The sequence below is a fragment of the Saccharothrix carnea genome (assembly GCF_003014735.1).
In the GTDB taxonomy this organism is placed as follows: Bacteria; Actinomycetota; Actinomycetes; order Mycobacteriales; family Pseudonocardiaceae; genus Actinosynnema; species Actinosynnema carneum.
In genome coordinates this window covers 133949-157333 of sequence record NZ_PYAX01000010.1, presented here as the reverse complement: position 1 = coordinate 157333, position 23385 = coordinate 133949, and the positions used below count along the sequence as shown (strand labels likewise).

Annotated in this window: 22 protein-coding genes; 14 read left to right on the top strand and 8 right to left on the bottom strand. The window is 72.6% G+C overall.

All coding sequences use genetic code 11. The features are described from left to right. Position 1 precedes the first annotated feature (1 nt). Positions 2–580: a DUF4386 domain-containing protein gene (locus B0I31_RS28090; protein ID WP_106618390.1), complete on the bottom strand. Its 579-nt coding sequence runs from the start codon at positions 578–580 to the stop codon at positions 2–4. Positions 581–672: 92 nt separating this feature from the next. Between B0I31_RS28090 and B0I31_RS28085 the strand changes: the two genes are divergently transcribed. Beyond that, positions 673–1338 carry a TetR/AcrR family transcriptional regulator gene (locus tag B0I31_RS28085; protein WP_219910832.1) on the top strand — a complete coding sequence of 222 codons (666 nt, stop codon included), beginning with the start codon at positions 673–675 and terminating at the stop codon, positions 1336–1338. Here the strand turns inward: B0I31_RS28085 and B0I31_RS28080 are convergent. Continuing rightward, positions 1322–1942 (bottom strand): DUF4230 domain-containing protein, encoded by a 621-nt coding sequence (locus B0I31_RS28080; protein ID WP_106618389.1) that lies wholly within the window; start codon positions 1940–1942, stop codon positions 1322–1324. The two genes, B0I31_RS28085 and B0I31_RS28080, sit on opposite strands and share 17 nt — an antisense overlap. A gap of 109 nt (positions 1943–2051) precedes the next feature. On the opposite strand from B0I31_RS28080, the gene B0I31_RS28075 reads away from it, so the two are divergent. The 7 genes from B0I31_RS28075 to B0I31_RS28040 all read left to right on the top strand — a co-directional run bounded on the left by B0I31_RS28075 (position 2052) and on the right by B0I31_RS28040 (position 7630). Further along, positions 2052–2285: an acyl carrier protein gene (locus tag B0I31_RS28075; RefSeq protein ID WP_106618388.1), complete on the top strand. Its 234-nt coding sequence runs from the start codon at positions 2052–2054 to the stop codon at positions 2283–2285. Continuing rightward, entirely contained in the window at positions 2272–3483 is a 1212-nt protein-coding gene (locus B0I31_RS28070) for a beta-ketoacyl-[acyl-carrier-protein] synthase family protein (RefSeq protein WP_106618387.1), read from the top strand. The genes B0I31_RS28075 and B0I31_RS28070 overlap by 14 nt, the downstream gene beginning before the upstream one ends. A gap of 9 nt (positions 3484–3492) precedes the next feature. Beyond that, on the top strand, positions 3493–4452 hold the full coding sequence (locus B0I31_RS28065; RefSeq protein ID WP_106618386.1) for a beta-ketoacyl-ACP synthase III: 960 nt from the start codon (positions 3493–3495) through the stop codon (positions 4450–4452). Then, on the top strand, positions 4449–4784 hold the full coding sequence (locus tag B0I31_RS28060) for a 3-hydroxyacyl-ACP dehydratase FabZ family protein (RefSeq protein ID WP_106618385.1): 336 nt from the start codon (positions 4449–4451) through the stop codon (positions 4782–4784). The genes B0I31_RS28065 and B0I31_RS28060 overlap by 4 nt, the downstream gene beginning before the upstream one ends. Beyond that, a complete protein-coding gene (locus B0I31_RS28055) occupies positions 4781–5221 on the top strand; it encodes a 3-hydroxyacyl-ACP dehydratase FabZ family protein (protein ID WP_181320461.1) in 441 nt (146 codons plus the stop codon). The genes B0I31_RS28060 and B0I31_RS28055 overlap by 4 nt, the downstream gene beginning before the upstream one ends. A gap of 1 nt (position 5222) precedes the next feature. Beyond that, the gene (lipB, locus tag B0I31_RS28050; RefSeq protein ID WP_106618384.1) at positions 5223–5903 is read left to right on the top strand and encodes a lipoyl(octanoyl) transferase LipB; all 681 of its coding nucleotides are present in this window, start codon (positions 5223–5225) and stop codon (positions 5901–5903) included. 644 nt (positions 5904–6547) lie between these two features. After that, entirely contained in the window at positions 6548–7630 is a 1083-nt protein-coding gene (locus B0I31_RS28040) for a polyprenyl synthetase family protein (RefSeq protein WP_106618382.1), read from the top strand. Positions 7631–7642: 12 nt separating this feature from the next. Here the strand turns inward: B0I31_RS28040 and B0I31_RS28035 are convergent, their stop codons facing one another. After that, on the bottom strand, positions 7643–8821 hold the full coding sequence (locus B0I31_RS28035) for an alpha/beta hydrolase (RefSeq protein ID WP_106618381.1): 1179 nt from the start codon (positions 8819–8821) through the stop codon (positions 7643–7645). Between the two features lie 16 nt (positions 8822–8837). After that, positions 8838–9620: a MerR family transcriptional regulator gene (locus tag B0I31_RS28030; RefSeq protein WP_106618380.1), complete on the bottom strand. Its 783-nt coding sequence runs from the start codon at positions 9618–9620 to the stop codon at positions 8838–8840. Positions 9621–9765: 145 nt separating this feature from the next. Here B0I31_RS28030 and B0I31_RS28025 point away from each other — a divergent pair, with 145 nt between their 5' ends. Beyond that, positions 9766–10500 (top strand): sugar phosphate isomerase/epimerase family protein, encoded by a 735-nt coding sequence (locus B0I31_RS28025; RefSeq protein ID WP_106618379.1) that lies wholly within the window; start codon positions 9766–9768, stop codon positions 10498–10500. After that, positions 10497–11603 carry a Gfo/Idh/MocA family protein gene (locus tag B0I31_RS28020; protein WP_106618378.1) on the top strand — a complete coding sequence of 369 codons (1107 nt, stop codon included), beginning with the start codon at positions 10497–10499 and terminating at the stop codon, positions 11601–11603. Before B0I31_RS28025 ends, B0I31_RS28020 begins: the two co-directional genes overlap by 4 nt. Here the strand turns inward: B0I31_RS28020 and B0I31_RS28015 are convergent. Then, entirely contained in the window at positions 11584–12174 is a 591-nt protein-coding gene (locus tag B0I31_RS28015) for a TetR/AcrR family transcriptional regulator (protein ID WP_106618377.1), read from the bottom strand. The genes B0I31_RS28020 and B0I31_RS28015 overlap by 20 nt on opposite strands. Positions 12175–12487: 313 nt before the next feature. Here B0I31_RS28015 and B0I31_RS28010 point away from each other — a divergent pair, with 313 nt between their 5' ends. The 3 genes from B0I31_RS28010 to B0I31_RS28000 all read left to right on the top strand — a co-directional run bounded on the left by B0I31_RS28010 (position 12488) and on the right by B0I31_RS28000 (position 18645). Beyond that, positions 12488–16405 (top strand): carbohydrate-binding protein, encoded by a 3918-nt coding sequence (locus tag B0I31_RS28010; protein WP_146173977.1) that lies wholly within the window; start codon positions 12488–12490, stop codon positions 16403–16405. A gap of 43 nt (positions 16406–16448) precedes the next feature. Continuing rightward, a complete protein-coding gene (locus tag B0I31_RS28005; RefSeq protein WP_106618375.1) occupies positions 16449–17279 on the top strand; it encodes a sugar phosphate isomerase/epimerase family protein in 831 nt (276 codons plus the stop codon). Between the two features lie 175 nt (positions 17280–17454). Further along, on the top strand, positions 17455–18645 hold the full coding sequence (locus B0I31_RS28000; protein ID WP_106618374.1) for a lipase family protein: 1191 nt from the start codon (positions 17455–17457) through the stop codon (positions 18643–18645). On the opposite strand, the gene B0I31_RS27995 is transcribed toward B0I31_RS28000, so the two are convergent. Beyond that, a complete protein-coding gene (locus B0I31_RS27995; RefSeq protein WP_106618373.1) occupies positions 18579–19889 on the bottom strand; it encodes a PucR family transcriptional regulator in 1311 nt (436 codons plus the stop codon). The two genes, B0I31_RS28000 and B0I31_RS27995, sit on opposite strands and share 67 nt — an antisense overlap. Before the next feature lie 282 nt (positions 19890–20171). Between B0I31_RS27995 and B0I31_RS27990 the strand changes: the two genes are divergently transcribed. Further along, positions 20172–21317, top strand: coding sequence for a lipase family protein (locus B0I31_RS27990; RefSeq protein ID WP_245950490.1), 1146 nt, complete (start codon positions 20172–20174; stop codon positions 21315–21317). A 114-nt stretch (positions 21318–21431) separates the two neighbouring features. Here the strand turns inward: B0I31_RS27990 and B0I31_RS40825 are convergent, their stop codons facing one another. Continuing rightward, positions 21432–22643, bottom strand: coding sequence for a DUF6801 domain-containing protein (locus B0I31_RS40825; RefSeq protein WP_181320457.1), 1212 nt, complete (start codon positions 22641–22643; stop codon positions 21432–21434). Positions 22644–22781: 138 nt separating this feature from the next. Continuing rightward, complete coding sequence (locus B0I31_RS27970) at positions 22782–23324, bottom strand: hypothetical protein (protein ID WP_106618368.1); 543 nt, start codon at positions 23322–23324, stop codon at positions 22782–22784. Positions 23325–23385 lie beyond the last annotated feature (61 nt).

Below are 23385 nucleotides of genomic sequence, written 5' to 3'. Positions count from 1 at the left end.
GTCACGCAGCGTACGCCGGTGCCCTCGGGGTCGAGGCCGTGGGCGCGGCGAAGCCCTTGACGATCAGCAGCACTCCCAGGGCGATCTCGAACAGGCCTCCCGGGACGGACAGCACCACGCCGACCGGGTAGCCGAGGACTTCGAGGACCGCGCCGACCAGGAACACGGCGTAGCCGATCACGCCCCACACCGCGACGGCGCGGTGCACCAGGCGTGCGCGGAGCAGGACCCGGCAGAACAGCACGCCCGCCGTCGCCACGGCCATCATCGCGACCTGGTAGCTGTGGTGGTTGCCCGCCGGCACCGGTTCCGGCAGCAGGAGGAACACGACGCCGACCGCCAACAGCGCCGCCTCCACCGCCCGACCGGCCAGGTAGGCGTGCGCGGTGATTTCGCTGTGCGGCCTGAGCACCGGGAACGCCAGCACGCCGATGCCGACCACGACGGCCGAGTTCACCAGCATGAGCAGCCCTCCCGCCGCGCTCGCCCCGGCCTCGACCAGAGCGCTACCGCCGCCGTAGACGACGAACGCGACGATGAACAGCGCACCCACGGACCGTGCGATGGCTCTCGATGACATGGGTCTTCCCCTCGACGGCGACGCGCTGGACTTACTTAGTAAGGCGGACGGTACCGTACTAAGTACGAGCCTGTCACCGCCGGAGGTACCCAGTGCCCAAGCCGGGCGCACCGCTGAGCCGGGAACGCGTGCTGCGCGCCGCCGTCGCCATCGCCGACGCCGGCGGGATCGGCGGGCTGACCATGCGGTCGCTCGCCGACGCGCTCGGCGTCAAGCCGATGTCGCTCTACCACCACGTGGCCAACAAGGACGAGATCCTGGACGGCATCGTGGACGTGGTCTTCAGCCGGATGGAACTGCCCACGCCGGGCGGCGACTGGCGGCACGAGATGGTCAAGCGGGCGAACTCCGCGCGTGCCGTGCTGCGGCGCCACCCCTGGGCGATCGGGCTGCTGGAGTCGAGGACCGCGCCCGGCCCGGCGACGCTGCGGCACCACGACGCGACCATCGGCACCCTGCGCCGCGCGGGCTTCCCGCTCGCCCTGACCGCCCACGTCCACGCCCTGCTGGACAGCTACGTGTACGGGTTCGCCGTCCAGGAGGCCGCGCTTCCCTTCAGCGGCCCGGATTCCGTCACCGAGGTGACCGAGGACATCCTCGAACACCTGTCACCGGACGACTACCCGCACCTGGTGGAGATCGCGACCGGGCACGTGCTGCGGCCGGGCTACGACTTCGCCGACGAGTTCGAGTTCGGGCTGGGCGTGGTCCTCGACGCCGTGGCGGGCCTGCTCGCCGACGTCAGTCCAGGTTCGTGAACTCGACCTGGTAGCCCAGCGCGCCGAACATGCCGGTCAGCATCTTGCGCGTGTTGTCGTCCGCCCGCCCCACCAGCCCGGACTCCCGCGCGGCGTCCGCGATCTTCTGCTCCGCCGCCACGTAGAACGGCTGCTGGTCCTGCGTCTCGACCAACGACGCCAACCGGTCGAACAGCCCGCGCTCCTGCGCGAACACGTAACACCGCTCCTGGTCCAGGTTCGGCTTGTCCAGCACCGCACCGGGCAGCGCCAGCCGCACCTTCCGCGCCTCACCGGAGGCGCTCGTCGGCGCCACCTGCAACGCGTCCTCGGCCAGCCCGCCGAAGTCGACGTAGGCGTTGACCGTCCCGGCGGCCACGAACAGCGTCCGCTGCCCGGCCAGCGCGGACGGCACGTACCGGACGTCGCGCTCGATGTCGAGCACCACCTGGAACTCGCCCGCCGACGCGTGGTACTGGCTCAAGTCCCGCAACGACTGCAACAACGCCGGTTGGCTGCGGTCGATCGTGTCCGTGCCCGCGAGGAACCGCGGCACCACCAACACCGCCGCCACCAGCACCCCGACCACCACGAGCACCGCCGCCACACCGATGCGCCACTTCATGCGGGCGGGATACCCCACCGCACCGCCGCGGAACCCGCCGGTTGGCCGCCGGTCCGGCCGATGGGGTTCGATGGCGGGGGAGGAGTCGGGTGAGCGAGGAGAGAGTCCTGTGTACGAGACGCTGAAGAAGATCCTCGTCGACACGTTGAAGGTCGCGCCGGAGCAGATCACCCCGGACGCGACCAAGGACGACCTCGACCTGGACTCGCTCGCGTTCGTCGAGCTGTCGATGGTGCTCGGCAAGGAGCACGACCTGCACATCAGCGACGACGAGCTGTTCGACATGGAGACCGTCGGCGACATCGTGGCGCTGATGGAGGAGCGGGCCGGTGAGCGGGCTTGACGTCGCGGTGACCGGGCTCGGCCTGGTCACGCCCGGTGGTGTCGGCGTGGAGGCCGGGTGGTCCGCGGTGCTGGCGGGCCGGTCGACCGCGGCGCACGACCCGGTGCTCGCGGGCCACGAGGTGACGATCTCGTGCCGCGTACCCGACTTCGACGCGGACGCGCTGCTCGGCGCGCGCCGAGCGGTGCGGCTCGACCGGTTCGCGCGGCTGGCGCTGGTCGCGGCACGGGAGGCGGTGGCCGAGGAGGACACCGGGACGTGGGACGCGGCCCGCGTCGGCGTGGTGATCGGCACGTCGGCGGGCGGCGGCGGGACGTTCGAGCGGCAGCACGGCGTGCTGCTGGCCGAAGGCCCGACCGCGGTGTCGCCGCTGGTGCTGCCGATGCACCTGCCGAACATGGTCGCCGGTCAGCTGGCGATGGAGTTCGGCTTCCGCGGTCCGAACCTGGTGGTGTCGACCGCGTGCGCGTCCGGGGCCACCGCGATCGGCGTGGCGTGCGACCTGCTCGCCGCCCGGCGCTGCGACGTGGTGCTGGCCGGCGGGGTCGACGCGCTGCTCAACCCGTTGACCATGGCCGGTTTCGCCCGGATGGGCGCGCTGTCGCGGCGGGAGGACCCGGCGACGGCGTCCCGGCCGTTCGACGTCGACCGGGACGGGTTCGTGGCGGGCGAGGGCGCGGCGGTGCTGGTGCTGCGGCGGGCGGAGGACGCGCGGGCGGACGGGCGGCGGGTCCGGGCGCGGGTCGTCGGGTACGGCGCGAGCGCCGACGCGCACCACATCACCAACCCCGACCCCGAGGGGCGGGGCGTGGTCGCGGCGACGGAGGCGGCGCTGGCGGACGCGGGCGCATCACCCGGCGACGTGGGGCACGTCAACGCGCACGGCACGTCCACGCAGCTCAACGACCTGGTGGAGGGCCGGGTGCTGGCGCGACTGCTGCCGGCACGGCCGCTGGTGACCTCGACCAAGGGCGTGACCGGGCACCTGCTGGGTGCGGCCGGCGCGGCGGAGGCGGTGTTCACCGTGCTCGCGGTCGAGCGGGGCGTCGTGCCGCCGACCGCGAACCTGGAGACCCTGGATCCCCGGCTGGAGATCGAAGTGGCCACGGCCGCCGTGCCGCGGGAGGTCGACCTGGCGTTGAGCAACTCGTTCGGGTTCGGCGGCCAGAACGCGGTGCTGGCCATCGCGAAGGCGTGAGGGGGAACGATGTCGGTGATCCTCGGCGTGGGCGCGAGCCTGCCGCCACGGGTCGTCACCAACGACGACCTGGCCACCCGGCTGGACACCTCCGACGAGTGGATCCGGTCGCGCACCGGCATCGGCGCGCGCCGGTGGGCCGAGCCGGGCACGACCACGTCGGACCTGGCCGTGGACGCGGGCGCGCGGGCGCTGCGTTCGGCCGGTCTGTCCACTGTGGACGCGGTGATCGTGGCCACCACCACGCCGGACCGGTCGTGCCCGGCGATCGCGCCCGCCGTGGCCGCCCGACTGGGCCTGGTCGGCGTGCCCGCGCACGACGTGGCCGCCGTGTGCACCGGTTTCCTGTACGGCCTGGCCAACGCGGTGGGCCTGATCGCGAGCGGCGCGGCGCGGACCGTGCTGCTGGTCGCGGCCGAGACGTTCTCCACCATCCTCGACCCGGACGACCGCGGCACGGCGGTGATCTTCGGCGACGGCGCGGGCGCGGTGGTGATCGGTGAGGGCGAGGGCATCGGCCCGTGCGTGCTCGGCAGCGACGGCCGGGGAGCCGACCTCATCCAGGTACCCGCCGGTGAGCGCTACTTCCGGATGAGCGGCAAGGAGGTGTTCCGGGAGGCCGTCGAACGCATGGCGGACGTGGCGCTGGAAGCGCTGGCCCGCACCGGCCTCGGCCCCGACGACGTGGACCACCTCGCGCCGCACCAGGCCAACCGGCGCATCTGCGACGCCGTCGCCCGCCGGCTCGGCCTGGACGAGTCCGAGGTGCTGTCGGACCTCGACGCGGTCGGCAACACGGCCGCCGCCTCGATCCCCGTGCTGCTGGCGGACGCCGCCGCGCACGGTCGGCTCAAGGCGGGCGACCGGGTGCTGACCGTCGCGTTCGGCGGCGGCCTGACCTGGGGCGCGGCCACGCTGGTGTGGCCGGACGTGACGGCGGACTTCGGCGTCCTGGGGGAGGACCGGTGACGGGCTTGTTCGGCTCACCCGTCGAGGTGGTGGAGCGGTCCGCCACGACCACCGTCGCGCGCATGGTCGTCGCGCCGGACGACCCGGTGTTCGCGGGCCACCTCCCCGGCTTCCCGATCTACCCCGGCGTCGCGGTCGTGGAGTTCGCGCACCGCGCCTCGGGCCGCGCGCGGCTGGCCGCGGTCGAGTCGGCCCGCTTCCTGCGGCCGACCTTCCCGGGCACCACCTTGACCGCGCGCTTGACGTGGGACGACACAGGCCGGCGGTGTTCGGCGGTGGTGAGCGACGACGACGGCGTGGTCGCCCGGATCAAGCTGGGGTACGAGCCGTGACCGGGAGAGCCGGGACCGACCTCCTCCGACTGCTGCCGCACCGCCACCCGCTCCTGCTGGTGGACCGGGTGCTGGACGTCGTGCCGGGCGAGTCGTTGACCGCGCTCAAGGCGGTCAGCGCCAACGAGCCGTGGTGCGTCGACCTGGGCGACTTCCCGCCGACGCTGCTGCTGGAGTCGTGGTGCCAGGCGGCCGTGCTGCTGTCGTCGTGGGACGAACCGGCCACCGACCGGGTCGTGCTGTTCGGCGCGATGGCGGATGTCAAGTTCCACCGGCCGGTCTCGCCGGGGTGCGTGGTCCGGCACTCGGTGCGGGTCCTGGACGCGCGCGGCGCCACGGTGGCGTTCACCGGGCGGTCGGAGGTGGACGGGCACGTGGTGATGACGGTCGGCCGAGTGGTCACCACGGCCCGTGCCGCCGCCGACCTACACTCCTGACATGCGCTTCCTGCACGGCGGGTTCGGCCGGGACGCGGTGCCGTACGAGCAGGCGTACGCCGAGCAACGGCGGCTGCACGCGTCGCGCGTCGCGGACGAGATCACCGACGTCTGCGTGCTCCAGGAACACCTCCCCGTGTACACGGCGGGCAAGCGCACCAAGGCCACCGCGTTCCCGACCGACGACGTCGCCGTGCTGACCGTGGACCGCGGCGGCGAGATCACCTGGCACGGTCCCGGTCAGCTCGTCGGCTACCCCGTGGTGAAGCTGCCGGTGCCGCTGGACTCGGTCGGGCACGTCCGCCGGATCGAGGAGGCGCTGATCGGCACGTGCGCCGAGTTCGGCGTCGAGACCGCGCGGCTCGCCGGTCGCAGCGGCGTGTGGGTGCTCGGCGACCACCCGCCCGCGCCGGACGTGCCGCCGTCCGCCGCCCGCGCGCACGGGCAGCACCGCAAGATCGCCGCGATCGGCGTGCGCATCGAGCGGTGCACCAGCCTGCACGGCTTCGGCCTCAACTGCGACCCGGACCTCACGGCGTTCGACCGGATCGTGCCGTGCGGCCTCGAGGACGCCGGGGTCACGTCCCTGAGCGCCGAACTCGGCCGTCCGGTCGCGCCGGCCGAGGTGGTGCCGGTGGTCGAACGTCACCTGACGAGGGTGTTCGCGGCCGATCGCCGGTGACCGCGTCCATCAGCACCTGGTCCGCGGCCCGGGTCAGGAACGTGGAGTACACCGCCACCAGCGGCCGCAGCCCGCCCATCGCCAGGCCCGCCGCGCACGTACCGGATCGTTCTCCGCCAACGCGCCGCGCGGCAGGCCGGTCAGGTCGGCCGGTCCGGCGATCAGCGGCGCCGGGGCCCGGACAGCCCTGGGAAGGGTGGTGGTGTCGGTCATCGAATGCCACTCCAACCGGTGCGGGAACCCCCTGCGGCAACGCGGGACGAGGCGGACGTGCCGCACCGGGACCGGCCGGTACAAGCGGGCCGGCGCGTTTCACGCGAACGGGAGCGCGGTTGCCACACGGACGTGTGCGTGTTGTCCCCGCCGAATCGGGGAAGCGGTGTTCCGCTGCGTCGTCGAGCGCCCGTCATCCGACGTCAAAGGGTGGATGTCGGGGCGGGAAGCGCAGGTGGGACCGGTCCGCCCGACCTCGAACGGGGTCGGCGGCCCTCGTCGGCCGCCGGTCGCGCCCCACCGGTGTTAGCTTCGGACGGCCGGGAGGTGACCACATCGGACCGCCCGGAACGTCACCGTGTGCACCCGCCGCGTCCCCGCTCCCCGCGTCCTCGCCGGAACCCGGTCCTGCTCGCGTTTGTGGAGGTTCCATGACTGTCATCGACGCCGTGCGCGGCGACCTCGCCGAGGTCCGCGCGAAGGTGGACGAGACGCTCGACCGATTCCTGGCGGAGAAGGCGCGCACCGCGCCGGACCCGTGCCTGCCGCCGCTGGTGGACGTGCTGCGGGAGTTCGTGTCCGGTGGCAAGCGCTTGCGCCCCTTGTTCTGCCACTGCGGTTTCGTCGCGGCGGGCGGCTCGCCGCACGACCGCGCGGTGGCGTGGACCGGCGCCGCCCTGGAGATGTTCCACACCTTCGCGCTGGTGCACGACGACATCATCGACGGGTCGGCGCTGCGCCGCGGCCGCCCGACCGTGCACCGGGCACTCGCCGGGCGGTTCGTCGACGGCGACCACGACGACGGGCGGGCGGCCGAGCGGATCGGGGTGAACCTGGCCATCCTGGCGGGTGACCTGTGCTTCACGTGGACCGACGAGATGCTGGACCGGGCCGAGGCGGACCACGCGCGGTGGCGCGAGGTGCGGGCGCTGCTGCACACCATGCGCACCGAGCTGATCGCCGGGCAGTTCCTCGACCTCGGCGGTGACCCGAGGGCCGGCGCGGACCCGGTGCGGTCGGCGTGGCGGATGATCCGGCTCAAGACCGCCCGGTACACGGTGGAGCTGCCGCTGCGCATCGGCGTGGCGCTGGCCGGCGGTGATGCGGTGCTGAAGCGGGTGTGCGGCGCGTACGGGCGGCCGGTCGGCGAGGCCTACCAGCTCCGCGACGACCTGCTCGGCGTGTTCGGCAACCCCGAGGTGACCGGCAAACCGGACCTGGACGACCTGCGCGCGGGCAAGCCGACCGTGCTGATGGCGCTGGCGTGGCAGCAGGCCACCCCCGGGCAGCGGGAGGTGATCTCGACCCTGCACGGCGATCCCGAGCTGGACGAGGACGGCGCCGAGCGGCTGCGGGACGTGGTGATCGCGACCGGGGCCGCGGCGCGGGTGGAGCGGCTGATCACGATCCGCGCCGACCGGGCGTTGGGCGCGCTGCGCTCGGCGCCGATGAGCCCGGCCGCGAAGGCGCCGCTGGCCGACCTCGTCGCCCACGCCACCCGCCGCGCCCGGTGAGCGGCATCCCGTTCAGCGCAGGTGGTGGTCGAAGAACGAGACCACGTGCCGGCGCACGGTGCGGATCGCGGTGGCCGGGTCGAGGGTGCCGACCATGGCGGCGAGCTCGGCGTCGTCCATCAGGCCCGCGGCGTGCAGTTGCGGTGCGGTGGCGGCGAAATCGGTCAACGCCCAGTGGTTGGCGCCGGCGATCACGTGCTGCCGGGCGCAGCCGTGCGCGAGCACCGCCGACCACGCCCGCCGGTAGCGGTCGTTCTGGAAGCGCTCGGTGCCGACCAGCAGCAACGGCCGGTCGACGCCGTGCCGGGCCACGGGCAGCAGCTCGCCGTCCTGACCGGGCTGCTCCGGGTGGTAGTCCAGCAGTCCTTCCAGGTTGATCGCCGCGTCGATCCGGCGGTCGGTGTCCTCGTACATCGCCTCGGCCGCGATCGTGCCGCCCAGTCCCTGGCCGTACACGCCCACGCGGTCCAGGTCGAGGGCGCGGCCGAGGTGTCGCGGCAGGGCACGGCCACCGGCGTCGGGGTTGCCGCCCGAAGCCAGGACCGCCAGCTGGTCGAGCACGAAGTCCGTGTCCGCGAGCCTGGTGGCGATCACGTCCCGGTAGAGCCGCGGATCGGTGCTCGGGTCGCCCGGCAGCGCGACGAACCGCGGCCGGGTGGGCAGGTCGACGGTGAAGGTCTCGCCGGGGTGGTCGATCGTCACCACGACGTACCCGCGGCTGGCCAGTTCCTCGGCGGTGGTGGTGCCGAACGCACGCGGGTCGACCAGCCCCGGGCTGTAGAGCACGACCGGCCGGCGGACGGGCCGCGCGGGCGCGTCCACGTGCGAGTGGGTGAGGGTGGCGGCCCAGTCCACGCCGCTCGGCGGCAGGTTCGGGTACACGCGTGGCGCGACCACCGGCAGTGCCGCCGCCGCACCCGGCGTGAGCTGTGGTGCCACCGGGTGGCCGCGGACGTCCAGCGCCGGGTAGTGCACCGAGGCCATCACCTCGCGCGGACCGCCTCCCGCGTCGGGCCACGGGTCCGGCCGGTCGGCGTCCACCAGGTGCAGCGTGGTGACGCCGACGCGGTGCGGCCCGGTCGGCGCCGGCAGGGTCAGGACCAGGCCCGGCTCGGCGGCTTCGGCGGTGGCGGTGAGGCTCGCGGCGAGCACGGCGAAGGCGATCGCGGACAGACTCGTCTTGCGGAACACGTTTCCCCCTAAGGATTTATTCGGGTGACAATGCGGCGTACATCCGGGACAGGTAGTCCCACAAACCGTCACCCAGGTCGTCCAACGGCTGGCCCGGCAGCACGTCGCGCAGCACGCCGCGACCGTTCTCGCGGAAGAACGCGCTCATCGAGCGCAGGATCTCCCGGTCGCCCGCCGCGAACGTCTCGCCCACGCTGACCAGGCGCCGAGCGGTCCGCAGGACGTCCGGATCGTCCACCGGGTCGCCCGCGCGGTAGTGCTCGACGATCTTCGCGAGCACCTCGGGCCACTCCTCGTCCAGCCGTTCCCGGGCCGCCGGGCCGATCTCGGCGGCGTGCTCGTCCAGGAAATCGCGCTGTTCCCGGGTGAGGTGCTGGTCGAAGATCGTGGTGCTGCCCAGCAAAGCGAGCAGCCGGTCGGAATCCGGCCGGGTGGGGCCGTTCAGCTGGGCGAGCAGACCCCTCGTCTGACGGCGCAACGCGTTGAGCCGCCACACCTGCTCGTCCAGTTGTTCCAGGTGCCCGGCGAGCACCCGGGTGAGCGGTCCGGGGTCGGAGGTGTCGGCCAGCACACCGCCGATCTCGTCCAGCGACATGCCGAGCTGCCGCAGCAGCCGGATCTGGTAGAGCCGGTGCAGGTCGGCCTCGGTGTAGCGGCGGTGGCCGGAGGGCGTGCGCTCGCTCGGCCGCAGCAGGCCGAGCTCGTCGTAGTGGTGCAGCGTGCGCACCGTCATCCCGGCGACCTTGGCCAGCGCGCCGACGCTCCAGCGCGGCCGGTCGACGCCCCCCTCAGCGGTCATGGGACCGACCCTAGAACCTCACGCGACGTCAGGTTCAAGTCCGTTCACGGGGTCGGGTGAGGCTCTGGTGCGAATTTCTACCAAGTGGTAGAAATTTGTGGGAGCGCTTCCACGCACGTGCCGACACCGACGTCAGGAGCCCGTGATGAGTAGAACGTCCGTGCAGCTGTACTCCGTCCGCGACGCGTTCGCGGCCGATCCCGCCGACACCCTGCGGCGACTCGCCGCCATCGGCTTCACCCACGTCGAGCCCTACGGCGTGGTGGAGAACGCGGACGTGCTGCGCACCGCGTCGGCCGAGCACGGCCTCACCGCGCCGACCGCGCACGCGCAGCTCATCGGCGCCGACCAGCACGCCGTCTTCGCGGTCGCGGCGGAGTGCGGCATCGACGTCGTCATCGACCCGTACGTGGGCGAGGAGAAGTGGCGGGACCCGGCGGACATCGCCGCCACCGCCGCCGCGCTCAACGCCGCCGCCGAGGTCGCCGCCGGGCACGGTGTCCGCGTCGGCTACCACAACCACTGGTGGGAACTGGCCTCCCGGATCGACGGCCGCAGCGCCTTCGAGGTCCTCGCCGACCAGCTCGACCCCGAAGTGGTGCTGGAGGTCGACACCTACTGGGCGACGGTCGGCGGCGAGGACGCGCCCGCGCTGCTGCGCCGGCTGGGCGACCGGGTGCACGCGCTGCACGTCAAGGACGGCGGCCTCGCGCGGGACGGGTCGGGTCAGGTGCCGGCGGGCCGGGGACGCGTGCCGGTCGCCGAGGTGCTCGCCGCGGCGCCGGGCGCCTTGCGCGTGGTCGAGTTCGACGCCTACGACGGCGACGTGTTCGCCGGACTCGCGGACAGCTACGCGTTCCTCGCCGAGGCGGGGGCATGAGCGCGCCGGTCGGTGTCGGCGTCGTCGGCACCGGGGTGATCAGCGAGGAGTACCTGCGCAACCTGACCGCGTTCCCGGACCTGCGGGTGCTCGCCGTCGCCGACCTCGACCCGGCGCGGGCGGCGGAGCGGGCGGCCCGGCACGGCGTGCCACGATCGTCCACTGTGGACGATTTGTTGGCCGACCCGGACATCGCGATCGTGGTCAACCTGACCGTGCCCGCCGCGCACGTCGACGTCAGCCTCGCCGCGGTCGAGGCGGGCAAGCACGTGTGGGTGGAGAAGCCGCTCGGGCTGGACCTGCGCGGCGCACGCGCGCTGCTCGACCGGGCCGCCCAACGGGGTCTGCGGGTCGCGTGCGCGCCGGACACCCTGCTCGGCGCGGGGTGGCAGACCGCTCGGCGGGCCGTCGACGCGGGCCGGATCGGGGAGCCGCGCACCGCGCTGGCGCTGTTCCAGACGCCCGGGCCGGAGAGCTGGCACCCCGCGCCCGAGTTCCTGTTCCAGGCCGGCGGCGGGCCGTTGCTCGACATGGGGCCGTACTACCTGACCGGGCTGGTGCACCTGCTCGGCCCGATCCGCCGGGTCACCGCCACCGGCAGCCGGGCGCGGGACACGAGGGTGATCGGGTCCGGGCCGCGGGCGGGCGTCGAGTTCGAGGTGACCGTGCCGACCACGGTGAGCGCGCTGGTCGAGTTCGAGCGCGGCGGGTCCGCCCAGGCGGTGTTCAGCTTCGACTCGGCGTTGTCGCGCACGGGGTTCGTGGAGGTCACCGGGACGCTGGGCACGGCCGTGCTGCCCGACCCGAACAGGTTCGACGGCGCGACCGCGCTGCACCTGTTCGACGGCGGGCATACGCTTGCGCCGCAGGGGCATTCGGCCACGCGCGGCACGGGCGTGCTGGAGCTGGCGCGGGCGATCCGCGTCGGTGAGCCGGAACGCGCGTCCGGCGAACTCGCCTACCACGTGCTGGACGCGATGCTGGCCGTGGAGGAGTCCATCGCGCGGGGGCGGCCGGTGGACGTCGTCAGCACGGTCGAGCCGCCACCCACCCTGCCGGTCGACTGGGACCCGCGCGCGGTCTTCAGTCCAGCGGCACGGTGAGCAGGGTGCGCAGGTAGAACCGCAGCGACCCGACCAGGTCGACCTCGTCCGGCGTGGTCAGCCACTGGACCTGCAAGCCGTCCATCAACGCGATGAACGTCAGCGCCGCGGCCCGCGGGTCGACGCCGGGGCGCAACTCGCCGCGGTCCGCGAGGGCCTGGAACGAGCCGACCACGCCCTCGCGCGCCGCCCGGTAGTGGCGGACGAAGTAGCCGTGCGCCGGGTGGTCCGCGGCGACGGCCTCGGCGGCCAGGCGCGAGTAGAGGTCGACGATGCCGGGGTGGCGGACGTTGTGCTCGGCCAGGGCCAGGAAGTGGCGCAGGACGTCGAGCCCGGGCGTGGCGCGCAGTCGCTCGCGCTCGGCGTCCTCGGCGTCACGGCGTTCGAGCACGGCGGCGAGCAGTGCCTCCTTGGTGGGGAAGTAGTACAGCAACCCCGCGTGCGTGATCCCGGCGCGCTTGGCGATCTCGCGCAACGACGAGCCGTGGTACCCGGCCTCCCCGTACACCGCGACGGCCGCCGTGATGATGTCCTCGCGCCGGATCCGGCCCTTCAGGTAACCGCCGGTCACGGGCTCGCCGTCGTCGTCTCGCGCACGCGGACATCATGCCGCACGAGCGCAAAGTGCCGGACGTTGACGGAGCGTGCTCACCACTCCGGCACTTTCGACCATTCGTGCACGACTTTTGTAAGGAACAAGCGAAAGTATTGCGCACTTCGGTTTGTTCTGAACAGAATTGCCCTCGCGTCCATCTTGTGAGCTGGACCACAAGGCCACCGTCCGCGAAGCCCGACGTGGTGCGAACGAGGAGACAGCGGTGCGACGTCAGCGAAACACGCCCGGAAAACCCACCGCGTTGGCGCTCGCCGCCGCACTGGGGGCGATGACCCTGGTCGCGACCCCCGCGGCGGCGCACCCGGACGGCGAGCACCTGCTCGTCTTCTCCAAGACGGCGGGCTTCCGGCACGACTCGATCCCCGACGGCATCGCCGCGATCACCGACCTCGGCGCGGCGAACGGCTTCACCGTCGAGGCCACCGAGGACGCCGCCGCGTTCACCGACGCCAACCTCGCCAGGTTCGACGCCGTGGTCTGGCTGTCCACCACCGGCGACGTGCTGGACGACGCGCAGCAGCAGGCGTTCCAGCGGTTCGTGGAGAACGGCGGCGGCTACGCCGGTGTGCACGCGGCGGCGGACACCGAGTACTCGTGGCCCTGGTACGGCGGGCTGGTCGGCTCCTACTTCAAGTCCCACCCGGCCATCCAGGAAGCCGACATCGCGGTGGAGGACCACGACCACCCGTCGACCGCGCACCTGCCGGACACGTGGACCCGCACCGACGAGTGGTACAGCTACCAGTCCAACCCGCGGTCGCGGGTGAAGGTGCTGGCCGCGTTGGACGAGACCAGCTACACGCCCACCGACCCGTCCGGCGACCACCCCATCTCGTGGTGCCACACCCCCGGCCAGGGCCGCTCCTGGTACACGGGCCTGGGCCACACCAAGGAGTCCTACGCCGACCCCGCGTTCCGGCAGCACCTGCTGGGCGGCCTGAGGTACGCGCTCGGCGTCGCGCCCGCCGACTGCGAACCCGAGGACGTGCCGCCGACCGACGCCGACTTCGACCAGGTCACGCTCGCGCTCGGCGAGGAGAAGACCGGTGAGCCGATCGCGCTGGCCGTGCTGCCGGACCGCAAGGTCGTGCACACCTCCCGCGACGGCCGGGTGTGGCTCACCAGCCCGGAGGCCACCACCACGCTCGCCGGCCGCGTCCCCGTCTACAACCACGACGAAGACGGCCTGCAAGGCGTGGCCGCGGACCCCGACTTCGCGAACAACCGCTGGCTCTACCTCTACTACGCGCCACCGCTGAGCACACCGGCCGGTGACGCGCCGGAGAACGGCACGGCCGCGGACTTCGAGCGGTTCAAGGGCCACAACCAGCTGTCCCGGTTCAAGCTGACCACGGACGGCGTGCTCGACCTGGCCAGTGAGCAGCGCATCCTCCAGGTGCCCGCCGACCGCGGCCTGTGCTGCCACGCCGGCGGCGAGATCGACTTCGACGCGCGGGGCAACCTGTACCTGTCCACCGGTGACGACACCAACCCGTTCGCCTCGGACGGCTACACCCCGATCGACGAGCGCGCCGACCGCAACCCCGCGTTCGACGCCCAGCGCTCGTCGGCCAACACCAACGACCTGCGCGGCAAGGTGCTGCGGATCAAGGTCCAGGACGACGGCACCTACACGATCCCGGACGGCAACCTGTTCGCGCCCGGCACGGACAAGACCCGGCCCGAGGTCTACGCGATGGGCTTCCGCAACCCGTTCCGGTTCGCCGTGGACAAGGCCACCGGCTGGATCCACCTCGGCGACTACGGCCCTGACGCGGGCGCGGCGAACCCGGCCCGCGGCCCCGGCGGCAGCGTCGAGTTCAACCTGGTCAAGGGGCCCGGCAACTACGGCTGGCCCTACTGCGTCGGCGACAACGTCCCGTACGTCGACTACGACTTCGCCACCGGCGCGTCCGGCAGCGCGTTCGACTGCGCCGCGCCGAAGAACACCAGCCCCCGCAACACCGGCCTGGTCGACCTGCCGCCCGTGCAACGGGCCTGGATCGGCTACGACGGCGGTTCCCTGCCCGAGTTCGGCAACGGCGGCGAGTCGCCGATGGGCGGCCCGACCTACGACTTCGACCCGGCGCTGGACAGCCCGACCAAGTTCCCGGAGTTCTTCGACGGCAGGACCTTCGCCTACGAGTGGGACCGGAGCTGGATCAAGACGATCGACGTCGGCCCGGACGGCGAGCGCGGCGCGATCACGCCGTTCTTCGACTCGATGAGGCTGACCCGGCCGATGAACCTGGAGTTCGGCCCGGACGGCTCGCTCTACGTGCTGGACTACGGCAGCGGCTACTTCGGCGGCGCGGAGGACTCGGCGGTCTACCGCATCGACTACGCCCGCGGTCGGCACACGCCGGTCGCGAAGCTGACCGCCGACAAGACCTCCGGTCCGGCGCCGCTGACCGTGCGGTTCGACCCCGGTGGCACGTCCGACGAGGACGACGACCCGTTGGCCTACGCGTGGGACTTCGACGGCGACGGCACGACCGACGCCACCACGCCCGGGCCGGTCACCCACACCTACACGACCATCGGCCAGTTCACCGCGAAGTTGTCCGTCACCGACCCGACCGGCCTGGTGGGCTCCGCGAGCGTCGTGGTCAACGTCGGCAACACCGCGCCCGTGGTCGTGCTCAACGCGCCCGCGGACGGCCGGGTGTTCAGCTTCGGCGAAGGGGTGCCGTTCTCCGTCACGGTCACCGACCCGGAGGACGGGCCGGTCGACTGCGCCAAGGTGACCGTGGAGTACATCCTCGGCCACGACAGCCACGGCCACCCGCTCACCCGCGCCACCGGCTGCGAAGGCGTCATCCCCACGCCGTCCGATGGCGGGCACGGCACGGACGCCAACATCTTCGGCGTCGTCAACGCCTCCTACACCGATGGCGGCGCGTCCGGCGCGCCCGCGTTGACCGGCGAGGACGAGGTGATCCTGCAACCGAAGGACAAGCAGGCCGAGTTCTTCACCGCGATGCACGGCGTGCAGGTCGTGGAGACCGGCACCGCCGAGGGCGACAAGCGCGTCGGCTACGTCGACAACGGCGACTGGATCGCGTTCGACCCGGTGCACCTCGGCGGCGTTACGGCGATCGGCTACCGGGTGTCGTCGGGCGGCAGCGGCGGCACGATCGAGGTTCGCGTCGACTCGCCGACCGGCCCGCTGGTGCAGCAGCAGCCCGTGCCGTCGACCGGTGGGTGGGACAACTACGTCGAGCTGGCGCCGTCGCCGATCACCGACCCCGGCGGCACGCACCGGTTGTTCCTGGTGTTCAAGGGCTCCGGCAGCCTGTTCGACGTGGACGCGGTCCGGTTCACCACCGGCACGCCGCCGCCGACCTGGGAACCGGTGCGGCACACGCCCGCCGAGTCGTACTCCGCGCAGCGGGGCACCAAGGTGATCCGGGCCGCGCAAGCGCAGGGCGGCAGCCAGGTCGGCAACGTGCACAACGGTGACTGGATCGCGTTCGACGCGGTGTCGCTGGCCGGTGTCACGGGTATCGGCTACCGGGTCGCGTCCGCCACGGCGGGCGGCACGATCGAGGCGCGCGTCGACTCGCCGACCGGTCCGCTGGTGTCGAGCACACCGGTGGCCGGCACGGGAGGGTGGCGCACGTACGCCGACCTGCCGCCCGCGCCGATCACCGATCCCGGTGGCACGCACCGGCTGTACTTCGTGTTCCGCGGTGGCGGTGGCGCGTTGCTGGACGTGGACACGATCACGTTCCGCGGTGCGGGGACGGTCGCGGCGGTCGACGTGCCCGCCGAGGCGTTGACCGGGCAGCAGGGCGTGGTGGTGTACGACCGCGAGACCGCGCAGGGCGGCAAGCGGGTCGGCGAGGTCAACGACGGCGACTGGGTGTCGTACGCGGACGTCGACCTGGCGAAGGTCGCGGGCATCGGCTACCGGGTGTCGTCCGCCGGGGTCGGCGGCACGCTGGAGGCACGCGCGGACTCGCCGACCGGGCCGTTGGTGCACGAGCCGCTGACCGTGCCGGTGACCGGGAGCTGGGACCTCTACCTCGACCTCGCACCGCAGCGGGTGACGGTGACCGGTGTGCGTGACCTGTACCTGGTGTTCAAGGGCGGCGCGGGCGCGTTGTTCGACGTCGACACCATCAGCTACCTGCGCTACCGGCCGTTGAGCGGCAACGTCCGCGTCAAGGAACTGCCCAACTAGATCGAGTTCACCTGATCGAGTCCAGCTGATCGAGGAGTCACCCATGCCGTCCCGCCGCACGTTCCTCGGCACCGCCCTCGCCACCGGCGCGGCCGTCGCACTGCCCGCCACCGCCGGCGCCTCGGCGTCCGCGTCCGGCCGACCGCGCCGCCGGGTGCCGAAGGAGTCGATCAGCATCCAGCTCTACACGTTGCGGGGCATCATGGGTGACGACCCGGAGCCCGTGCTGTCGGCGTTGGCCGACATCGGGTACCGCAAGGTGGAGTTGGCCGGCACGTACGGGCGCAGCGCCGCGGAGTTCGCCGCGATCCTGCGGCGGTGCCGGCTGCGGGCGACGTCCAGCCACGTCGGCATCGACGGTGATCTCGACCGGGTGATCGCCGACGCGCGCACCCTCGGCCACAAGTACGTGGTGGTGCCGTGGGTGAACTACGCGACGTTGGCGCAGTGGCGGGAGTTCACCGCGCGGCTGGAGGCGGCGGGGGACGTGTTGCGGCGCGCGGGGTTGAGCCTGGGCTACCACAACCACGCGCACGAGTTCGCCGCGGTGGAGGGCACCCGGCCGTTCGACGTGATCACGGCGGGGACGACGCGGCGCAACGTGCACATGGAGCTGGACCTGTACTGGGCGGTCGCCGGTGGCGTCGACCCGGTGGCGGTGTACCGGGCGAACTTCCCGCGGGTGCGGCAGTTCCACGTGAAGGACCGGGCGGCCGACGGGTCGTTCGCCGACCTCGGCACGGGCACGATCGACTTCGCGGCCATCTTCCGGGCCACGAACGTGACCGAGTACATCGTGGAGAACGACCAGCCGCGCGACGCGCTGGTCACCGCGCGGGTCGGCTACGACTACCTGGTGGACCTCCGGTTCTGACGTCGTCTCGAAGCCCCCGGTGACGTCGCCGCGGCGGCCCTCGGATAGCACGCGGGTGCAATTCCCCGAGCCCGTTTTGCGTGCCGGTGACAAGAATTCGCAGGGTGCTTGACCTGCGAGAACCGGCCACGCGATGGTTCGGCGATAGTCGCCCGAGCCCGACGAGGAGCAGCCCATGCGATCGCACCGGGGGTGGGCCGTCGCGCTCGCCGCGGTCCTGGTGGCGGCCGGCACGGCCGATGCCACCGCCCAGATGTCCTCCGCCGCACCGCGGTCCGCGCCGGCCAACGGCGACGTGCTGCGGTCCGAACCCGCCGACTTCTTCCTCGACCCGGTCAAGCTGCTGCGCGCACCCGCCACCGCGCACCGCGTGCTGTACCGCAGCACGGACACCCACGGCCGGCCGATCGACGTCAGCGGCACCGTGCTCACCCCGCACGTGCCGTGGTCCGGCCACGGTCCGCGGCCGGTCGTGGGGTACGCGCCGGGCACGCAGGGCGTCGGCGACGACTGCGCGCCGTCCCGCCAGCTGGCGATGGGCAGCGAGTACGAGGGCCCGTTCCTGGCCGGTCTGCTCACCCGCGGCTACGGCGTCGTCGTCACCGACTACGAAGGCCTCGGCACGCCCGGCACGCACACCTACGTCAACCGCGCCGCCGAGGGGCACGCGGTGCTGGACGCGATCCGTGCCGCACAACGGCTTCCCGAGGCGAACCTGCCCGACGACGGGCCGGTGGCCGTCGCCGGGTACTCGCAGGGCGGCGGCGCGTCCGCGGCGGCCGTCGAGCTGTACGCGGGCTACGCACCGGAGTTGCGGCTGAAGGGCGCGTACGCGGGTGCGCCGCCCGCCGACCTCGGCGCGGTGGCGCGGAACCTGGACGGCCACTACGCGGCCGGGTTCCTGGGCTACTCGCTGCTCGGCCTCGACGCGGCGTACCCGGAACTGGACATCCCCGGCGTGCTGAACGACGCGGGCCGGGCGCTGCTGGCGGAGGTCGAGCACCAGTGCACCGCCGAGGCGCTGATCGCGCACGCGTTCCGCAGATCGGTCGACCTCACCGCGGACGGCCGGCCGCTGACCGCGTACCTGGACGAGGAGCCGTACCGGTCGCGGGTGGAGGAGCAGCGGATCGGCGTGCGCAAGCCGGGCGCACCGGTGCTGGTGATCCACAGCGCGTTGGACGACATCGTGCCGTACGCGCAGGGCGCGGAGATGGTGCGGCGGTGGTGCGCCCTGGGCGCGAACGTCAAGTTCAGCACCTCGCTCGTGCCGACCCACGCGGCCGGCATGGTCGCCGCCTACCCGGAGGCCTTCGCCTGGCTGGAGGCCCGCTTCGCCGGCGTACCCGCGCGCGGCACCTGCTGAACGTCACGGGCCCGGCTGAGCAACCGGCGGGCGCGCAGCGCGATCTCCAGCGTGAGGCGCTCGTCGGGGTCGGCCAGCCGATCGCCCAGCAGCTCCTCCAGCTGGTGCATCCGGTAGCGCACGGTCTGGGGGTGCACGTCGAGCCGGTTCGCGATCTCGCCGATGCCGCCGCGCGTCTCCAGCCACGCCAGCAACGTCGTCTCCAGCCGTTCCCGCTGCTTCACCGTCAACCCGGCGAACGCCGCCAGCGCACGCCTGCTCAGCTGGCCGACCAGGAACTCGTCGGACAGCAGCGCCAGCGTGGCCAGGTGGTCGTCGCACCACGTCACCGGCACGGCGGGCAACAGGCCGCGGCGCACGAACGCCAGCGCGCGCCGCGCGCACGCCAACGACTGCCGTGCCTCGGCCAATGGCACGGTCGGGCCCACCGCGGCACGCCGCCCGCGCAGCTCCGGCTGGAGCCGTCCGGTGGGGTTGGCCACCACCAGGCACGGCGTGGAGCTCTCCAGGTCGACCAGCACGTCCCGGCCCAGGGTCACCGACGGCAGCTGGTGCTGGTCCTCGCGGTACTCCAGCGCCACCACCGCGACCCGTTCGGGCAGCGGCCAGTCCGTGGTGCCCGCCAGGTCCGCGAGCGACCGCGGCGACGGCGGCTGCTCGGCCAGCACCAGCTTGAGCAGCTGGCGCCGCCTGCGCTCCAGCGCGCCGCTGGCGTTGGCCTGCGCCTCCGAGTAGCCCTCGATGGCGACCCGGCACAGCTCGTCCACCCACGCGAAGATCGCGTCGGCCACCACGAACAGGGTGTCGGTGGGCACGTCCATCGCGCGGCCGTGCTCGCTCAGGTGCCGCCACACCACCCGTGCCCCGACCCGCACGGCGGTCTGCAACGAGTCCATCGTGCGGCCTTCGAGGTACTCCATCCGGCCGCTGTAGCGCAGCACGGCCTGCCAGTCGGTCTGCGCCGCGTCCGGGTTGGCGATGTTGTCGAAGCACTTCACGATCGCCATCTCGACCGCGCCGACCAGCACCTCGCGGAACTTGCCCTCCAACGGCTGCGCGTACGCGGGCACGGTCCGGCGGATCTCCCGCACCACGTCCCGCACCAGCACGCCGGACAGCGGGGCCAGCTTCTCCGCCAGGTCACCCGGGATGGTGGACCACAACTGCCGGGCCGCGCTGTACTCGCCGGTGGCGCCGGGGTGCGATCGCTGCCGCACCAACCCGCCGTTCAGTGGGATCGTCATACCGCCTCCGCCTGGGCGAAGCACCGCCGGTGGGACTTCGCCCGGCCGACCATAAAATCAGTCGCGGCGGCGTGTCAAATATTCTTTCCGGTACTCCGGTGCGTTCACTCTTTCGAGTGATTCACGGGTTGTACGGGGATTACAACTTCCGTTTCGGAAACGCGCACACCGGTGACAAGTCGGCCGTGGCGCCTGGACTGGTCGGGTGCGATTAATGCACTGTGCATTGTCCTTGTCGTATTTACTGGGAGGTGCCGTTTGCGAAAGACTTTCTCATTATCGGTGGTCGCGGTGGTGCTGGCCGCGACCGTCGCGGGTCCCGCACCCTCCGCGGCGGCCGACGACTCGTTCTACGTGCCGCCCAGCCCGCTGCCCGCGGGTGCGCCGGGCGACGTCATCCGCTTCCGCGCGTCGCAGGCCGGCGCGTCGGGGTCGACCGTGCGCGCGTGGCAGGTCATGTACCGCTCGACCGACGCGCTCGGGCAGCCCAACGCGGTGACCGGCACGGTGCTCGTGCCCCGGTCGGTCGACCCGGCCACCGCGCCGGTCGTGGCGTTCGCGGTGGGCACGCACGGCCCGGCGTTCCGGTGCGCGCCCTCGGAGATGGTGCGCATCGGCGCGCTCTACGAGCAGCCGGCGGTCGACGACCTGCTGCGCGCGGGCTACGCGGTGGCCATCACCGACTACGAGGGCTACCGGCCCGACCCGAAGACCACCTACGTCACCGGGCGGTCCGAGGGGCACGCGGTGATCGACCTGGTGCGGGCCGCGCAACGGCTGCCGGGCACCGGGCTGTCCCGTGACGCGAAGGTCGTGTTCCGCGGCTACTCGCAGGGCGGCGGCGCGGCGATGTGGGCCGGACAGCTCCAGCCCGGGTACGCGCCGGAGCTGAACCTGGTCGGCGTGGTCGGCGGCGGTGTACCCGCAGACCTCGTGCAGGTGGCCCTGCCGCTGGACGGCCGCAAGGGCTTCGGGCTGCTCGCGTACTCGTTGATCGGGCTGGACAACGCCTACCCGGAGCTCGACCTGGAGGCCTACCTCAACGACGTGGGCCGCGCCGAGTTCGCCCGCATGCAGCGGGAGGCGTGCACGTTGGAGCTGCTGGTGGACTACCAGGGCCGCAGGCTGGCCGACTACACGACGTCCAGCCCGGTGCTCACGCCGCCGTGGCTGGCGCGGGTGGCGGAGAACAAGCTCGGCGGCACGGCCATCCGCGTGCCGGTGCACGCCTACCACGCCACCGGGGACGACCTGGTGGACTTCACGCAGGCCAAGGCGTTGCGTGACGCTTACTGCGCGCTCGGCGTGCGGGTGGACTGGCAGACCTACGCCACCGACCACATCACCGCCGTGTACACGGGCAACGCGGCGGCGCAGGCGTTCACGGCGGACCGGATCGCGGGCCGCCCGGCGACGTCCGACTGCTGACCGGCCTGGACCGCTGACCGGACCCGGAACGAGCGGAGACCGCCGCGGTCGGACGCGGCGGTCTCCGGTGGTCTCCGGTGGTCTCCGGTGGTGTTCGGTGGTGTTCGCCGGTGGTTACGCGGTCTTCGCGGTGAGCGTCAGGTCGATCGTGTTGCCCGGACCAGCGGCGAAACCGCTGACGATGTCGTTGAGCGGGCCGCAGCCGGTCAGCGCCGGGATCGCGTACGTGCCCGCCAGCTTGCCGCCCTTGAGCGGGTCGAAGCCCGCCGCGGAGGCCAGCGCGATGTCCGCGGGCGTGGAGGTCCGGCAGTTCGGGTCGTTGCTGATCGGGATGCCGAACGCGGTGACCGAAGGCAGCTTGATGGTGACCTTCGAACTCGACCTCACCGCGCCGGCGGTGAGCGTGCCGGTCGTCTTGCCCTCCGGCACGAACTCGATCTTCGACTCCACCGGCACGAACCCGAACAGGCTGAACTTGCCCGAGGTCGGCGGCAGCACCAGGTCACCGGTGAACCTGCCGGTCGCCAACTCCAGGTCGGCGTTCAGGCTGCCCGGCCCGAGCGCCACCGCGCCGCCCAGCTTCTTGATCGTCGACGTGCCGTTGAGCGAGTAGGCGTACTTGATGCCACCGGGGGGCTGGGTGGTCGTCGTGGTCGTGGGCACGGTCGTGGTGGTCGTCGTGGTGGTCGTCGTGCTCGTGGTCGTCGTCGTGGTCGGGCCGCCGCCGCCCGCCACGTCGAACCGGATCAGCGTCGGGTCCTGGCCCGGGTCCAGCACGCAGTTGGACGTGAAGGTGCCCAGGCCGGTGTCGCTGCCGTCCGACTTCTTCGGGGTCAACGTCGTGCTGTAGTTGCCGACCGTCACGGTCGTCGTGCCCGCCTTCGGGATCACCGCGGTCGGCACCGGGCCGCTCGCGACCACGTCGAACGCGCCCTCGGCGGGCACCGGTGTCTTCGGCACGGTCAAGCCGGGGATCTTGATGTCGAGCTTGCTGCCGGCGTTGTCCAGCGTCACGCCCGCCTCGGCGGAGCCCTCCACCGTCGCGGCGCCGACCAGCGTCAGGCCCTGCGTCGCGGTCGGCGGCACGGTGACCGTCGCGGAGAAGTCCGTGGTCTTCAACTCGCCGCCCACGGTGGCCGGCGCGTCGATCGTGGCCCGGATGCGGGTCGACAGCACCTGGTTGCCGATCAGCGGGAACGGGCAGGTGAACGTCAGCGTCTTGTCGACCTGGACCGGCGCCGCCGAGCCGCTGCCGACGCCGGCGAGCAGACCGGCCACGACGAGCCCGGACGTCACGCCCGCGCCCAGTATTGTCCTCAACCTCACGGGTGATCCTTCCTCGAAATCTGCCGGAAATATGCCGACTCGACGGAAGCTAATGAGGTGCTCGGACCACCGGCAAGAGTTCGCCGGAAAACCCGCGAAATCCGCTAAATAATGCGCCGGACATTGTTCCCGGCGACCCTAGTCGTCTTCCTTGGTCTCGCCGCGGCGGCGCATGAAGGCGAATCCCGGGATGCCGAGGATCGCCTGCCGGACGTCATTGGTGACCTCCAGCAGCTGGTGGATGTCCGGGCCGACCCGGTCCAGCGTGGCCAGGATCGGCAGCACGTCCTCGATCAGGTGCTTGGTCAGCACCGGCAGCTGGTCCACCAGCTGCACGGCGGCGTCCACCTCGTGCGGCGACAGGTCGTCCACGAACCGCGCCGCCAGCGGCTGGGCCTTGCGCACGATCGGCGCGTAGCTGTCCAACAGCTCCCGTGACGTGTGGGCGGCGCGGCCGACGTCCGTCGTCACGCCCTCGGCCGCCGCCGTGACGGCCTTGGCCCGGCCGACCAGCGCCTCGGTCTCGTCCAGCACCCGTTCGGTGCGGGAGACCAGCTCGTCGGCGCGGCGGACGACGGCCTCCGCCGCACCCAGCAGGTCCAGCACGCGGCCGGGTACGGACACGGCGGTCTCGACGGTCGTCCTGGCCAAGCCGAACAGGCCGCGCGGGGTCAGCTCCATGCCGTCCACTCTGCCGCACGCGGCCGTGCCCGGCCTCAGGGAGATCCCTGACAAGGCGAAA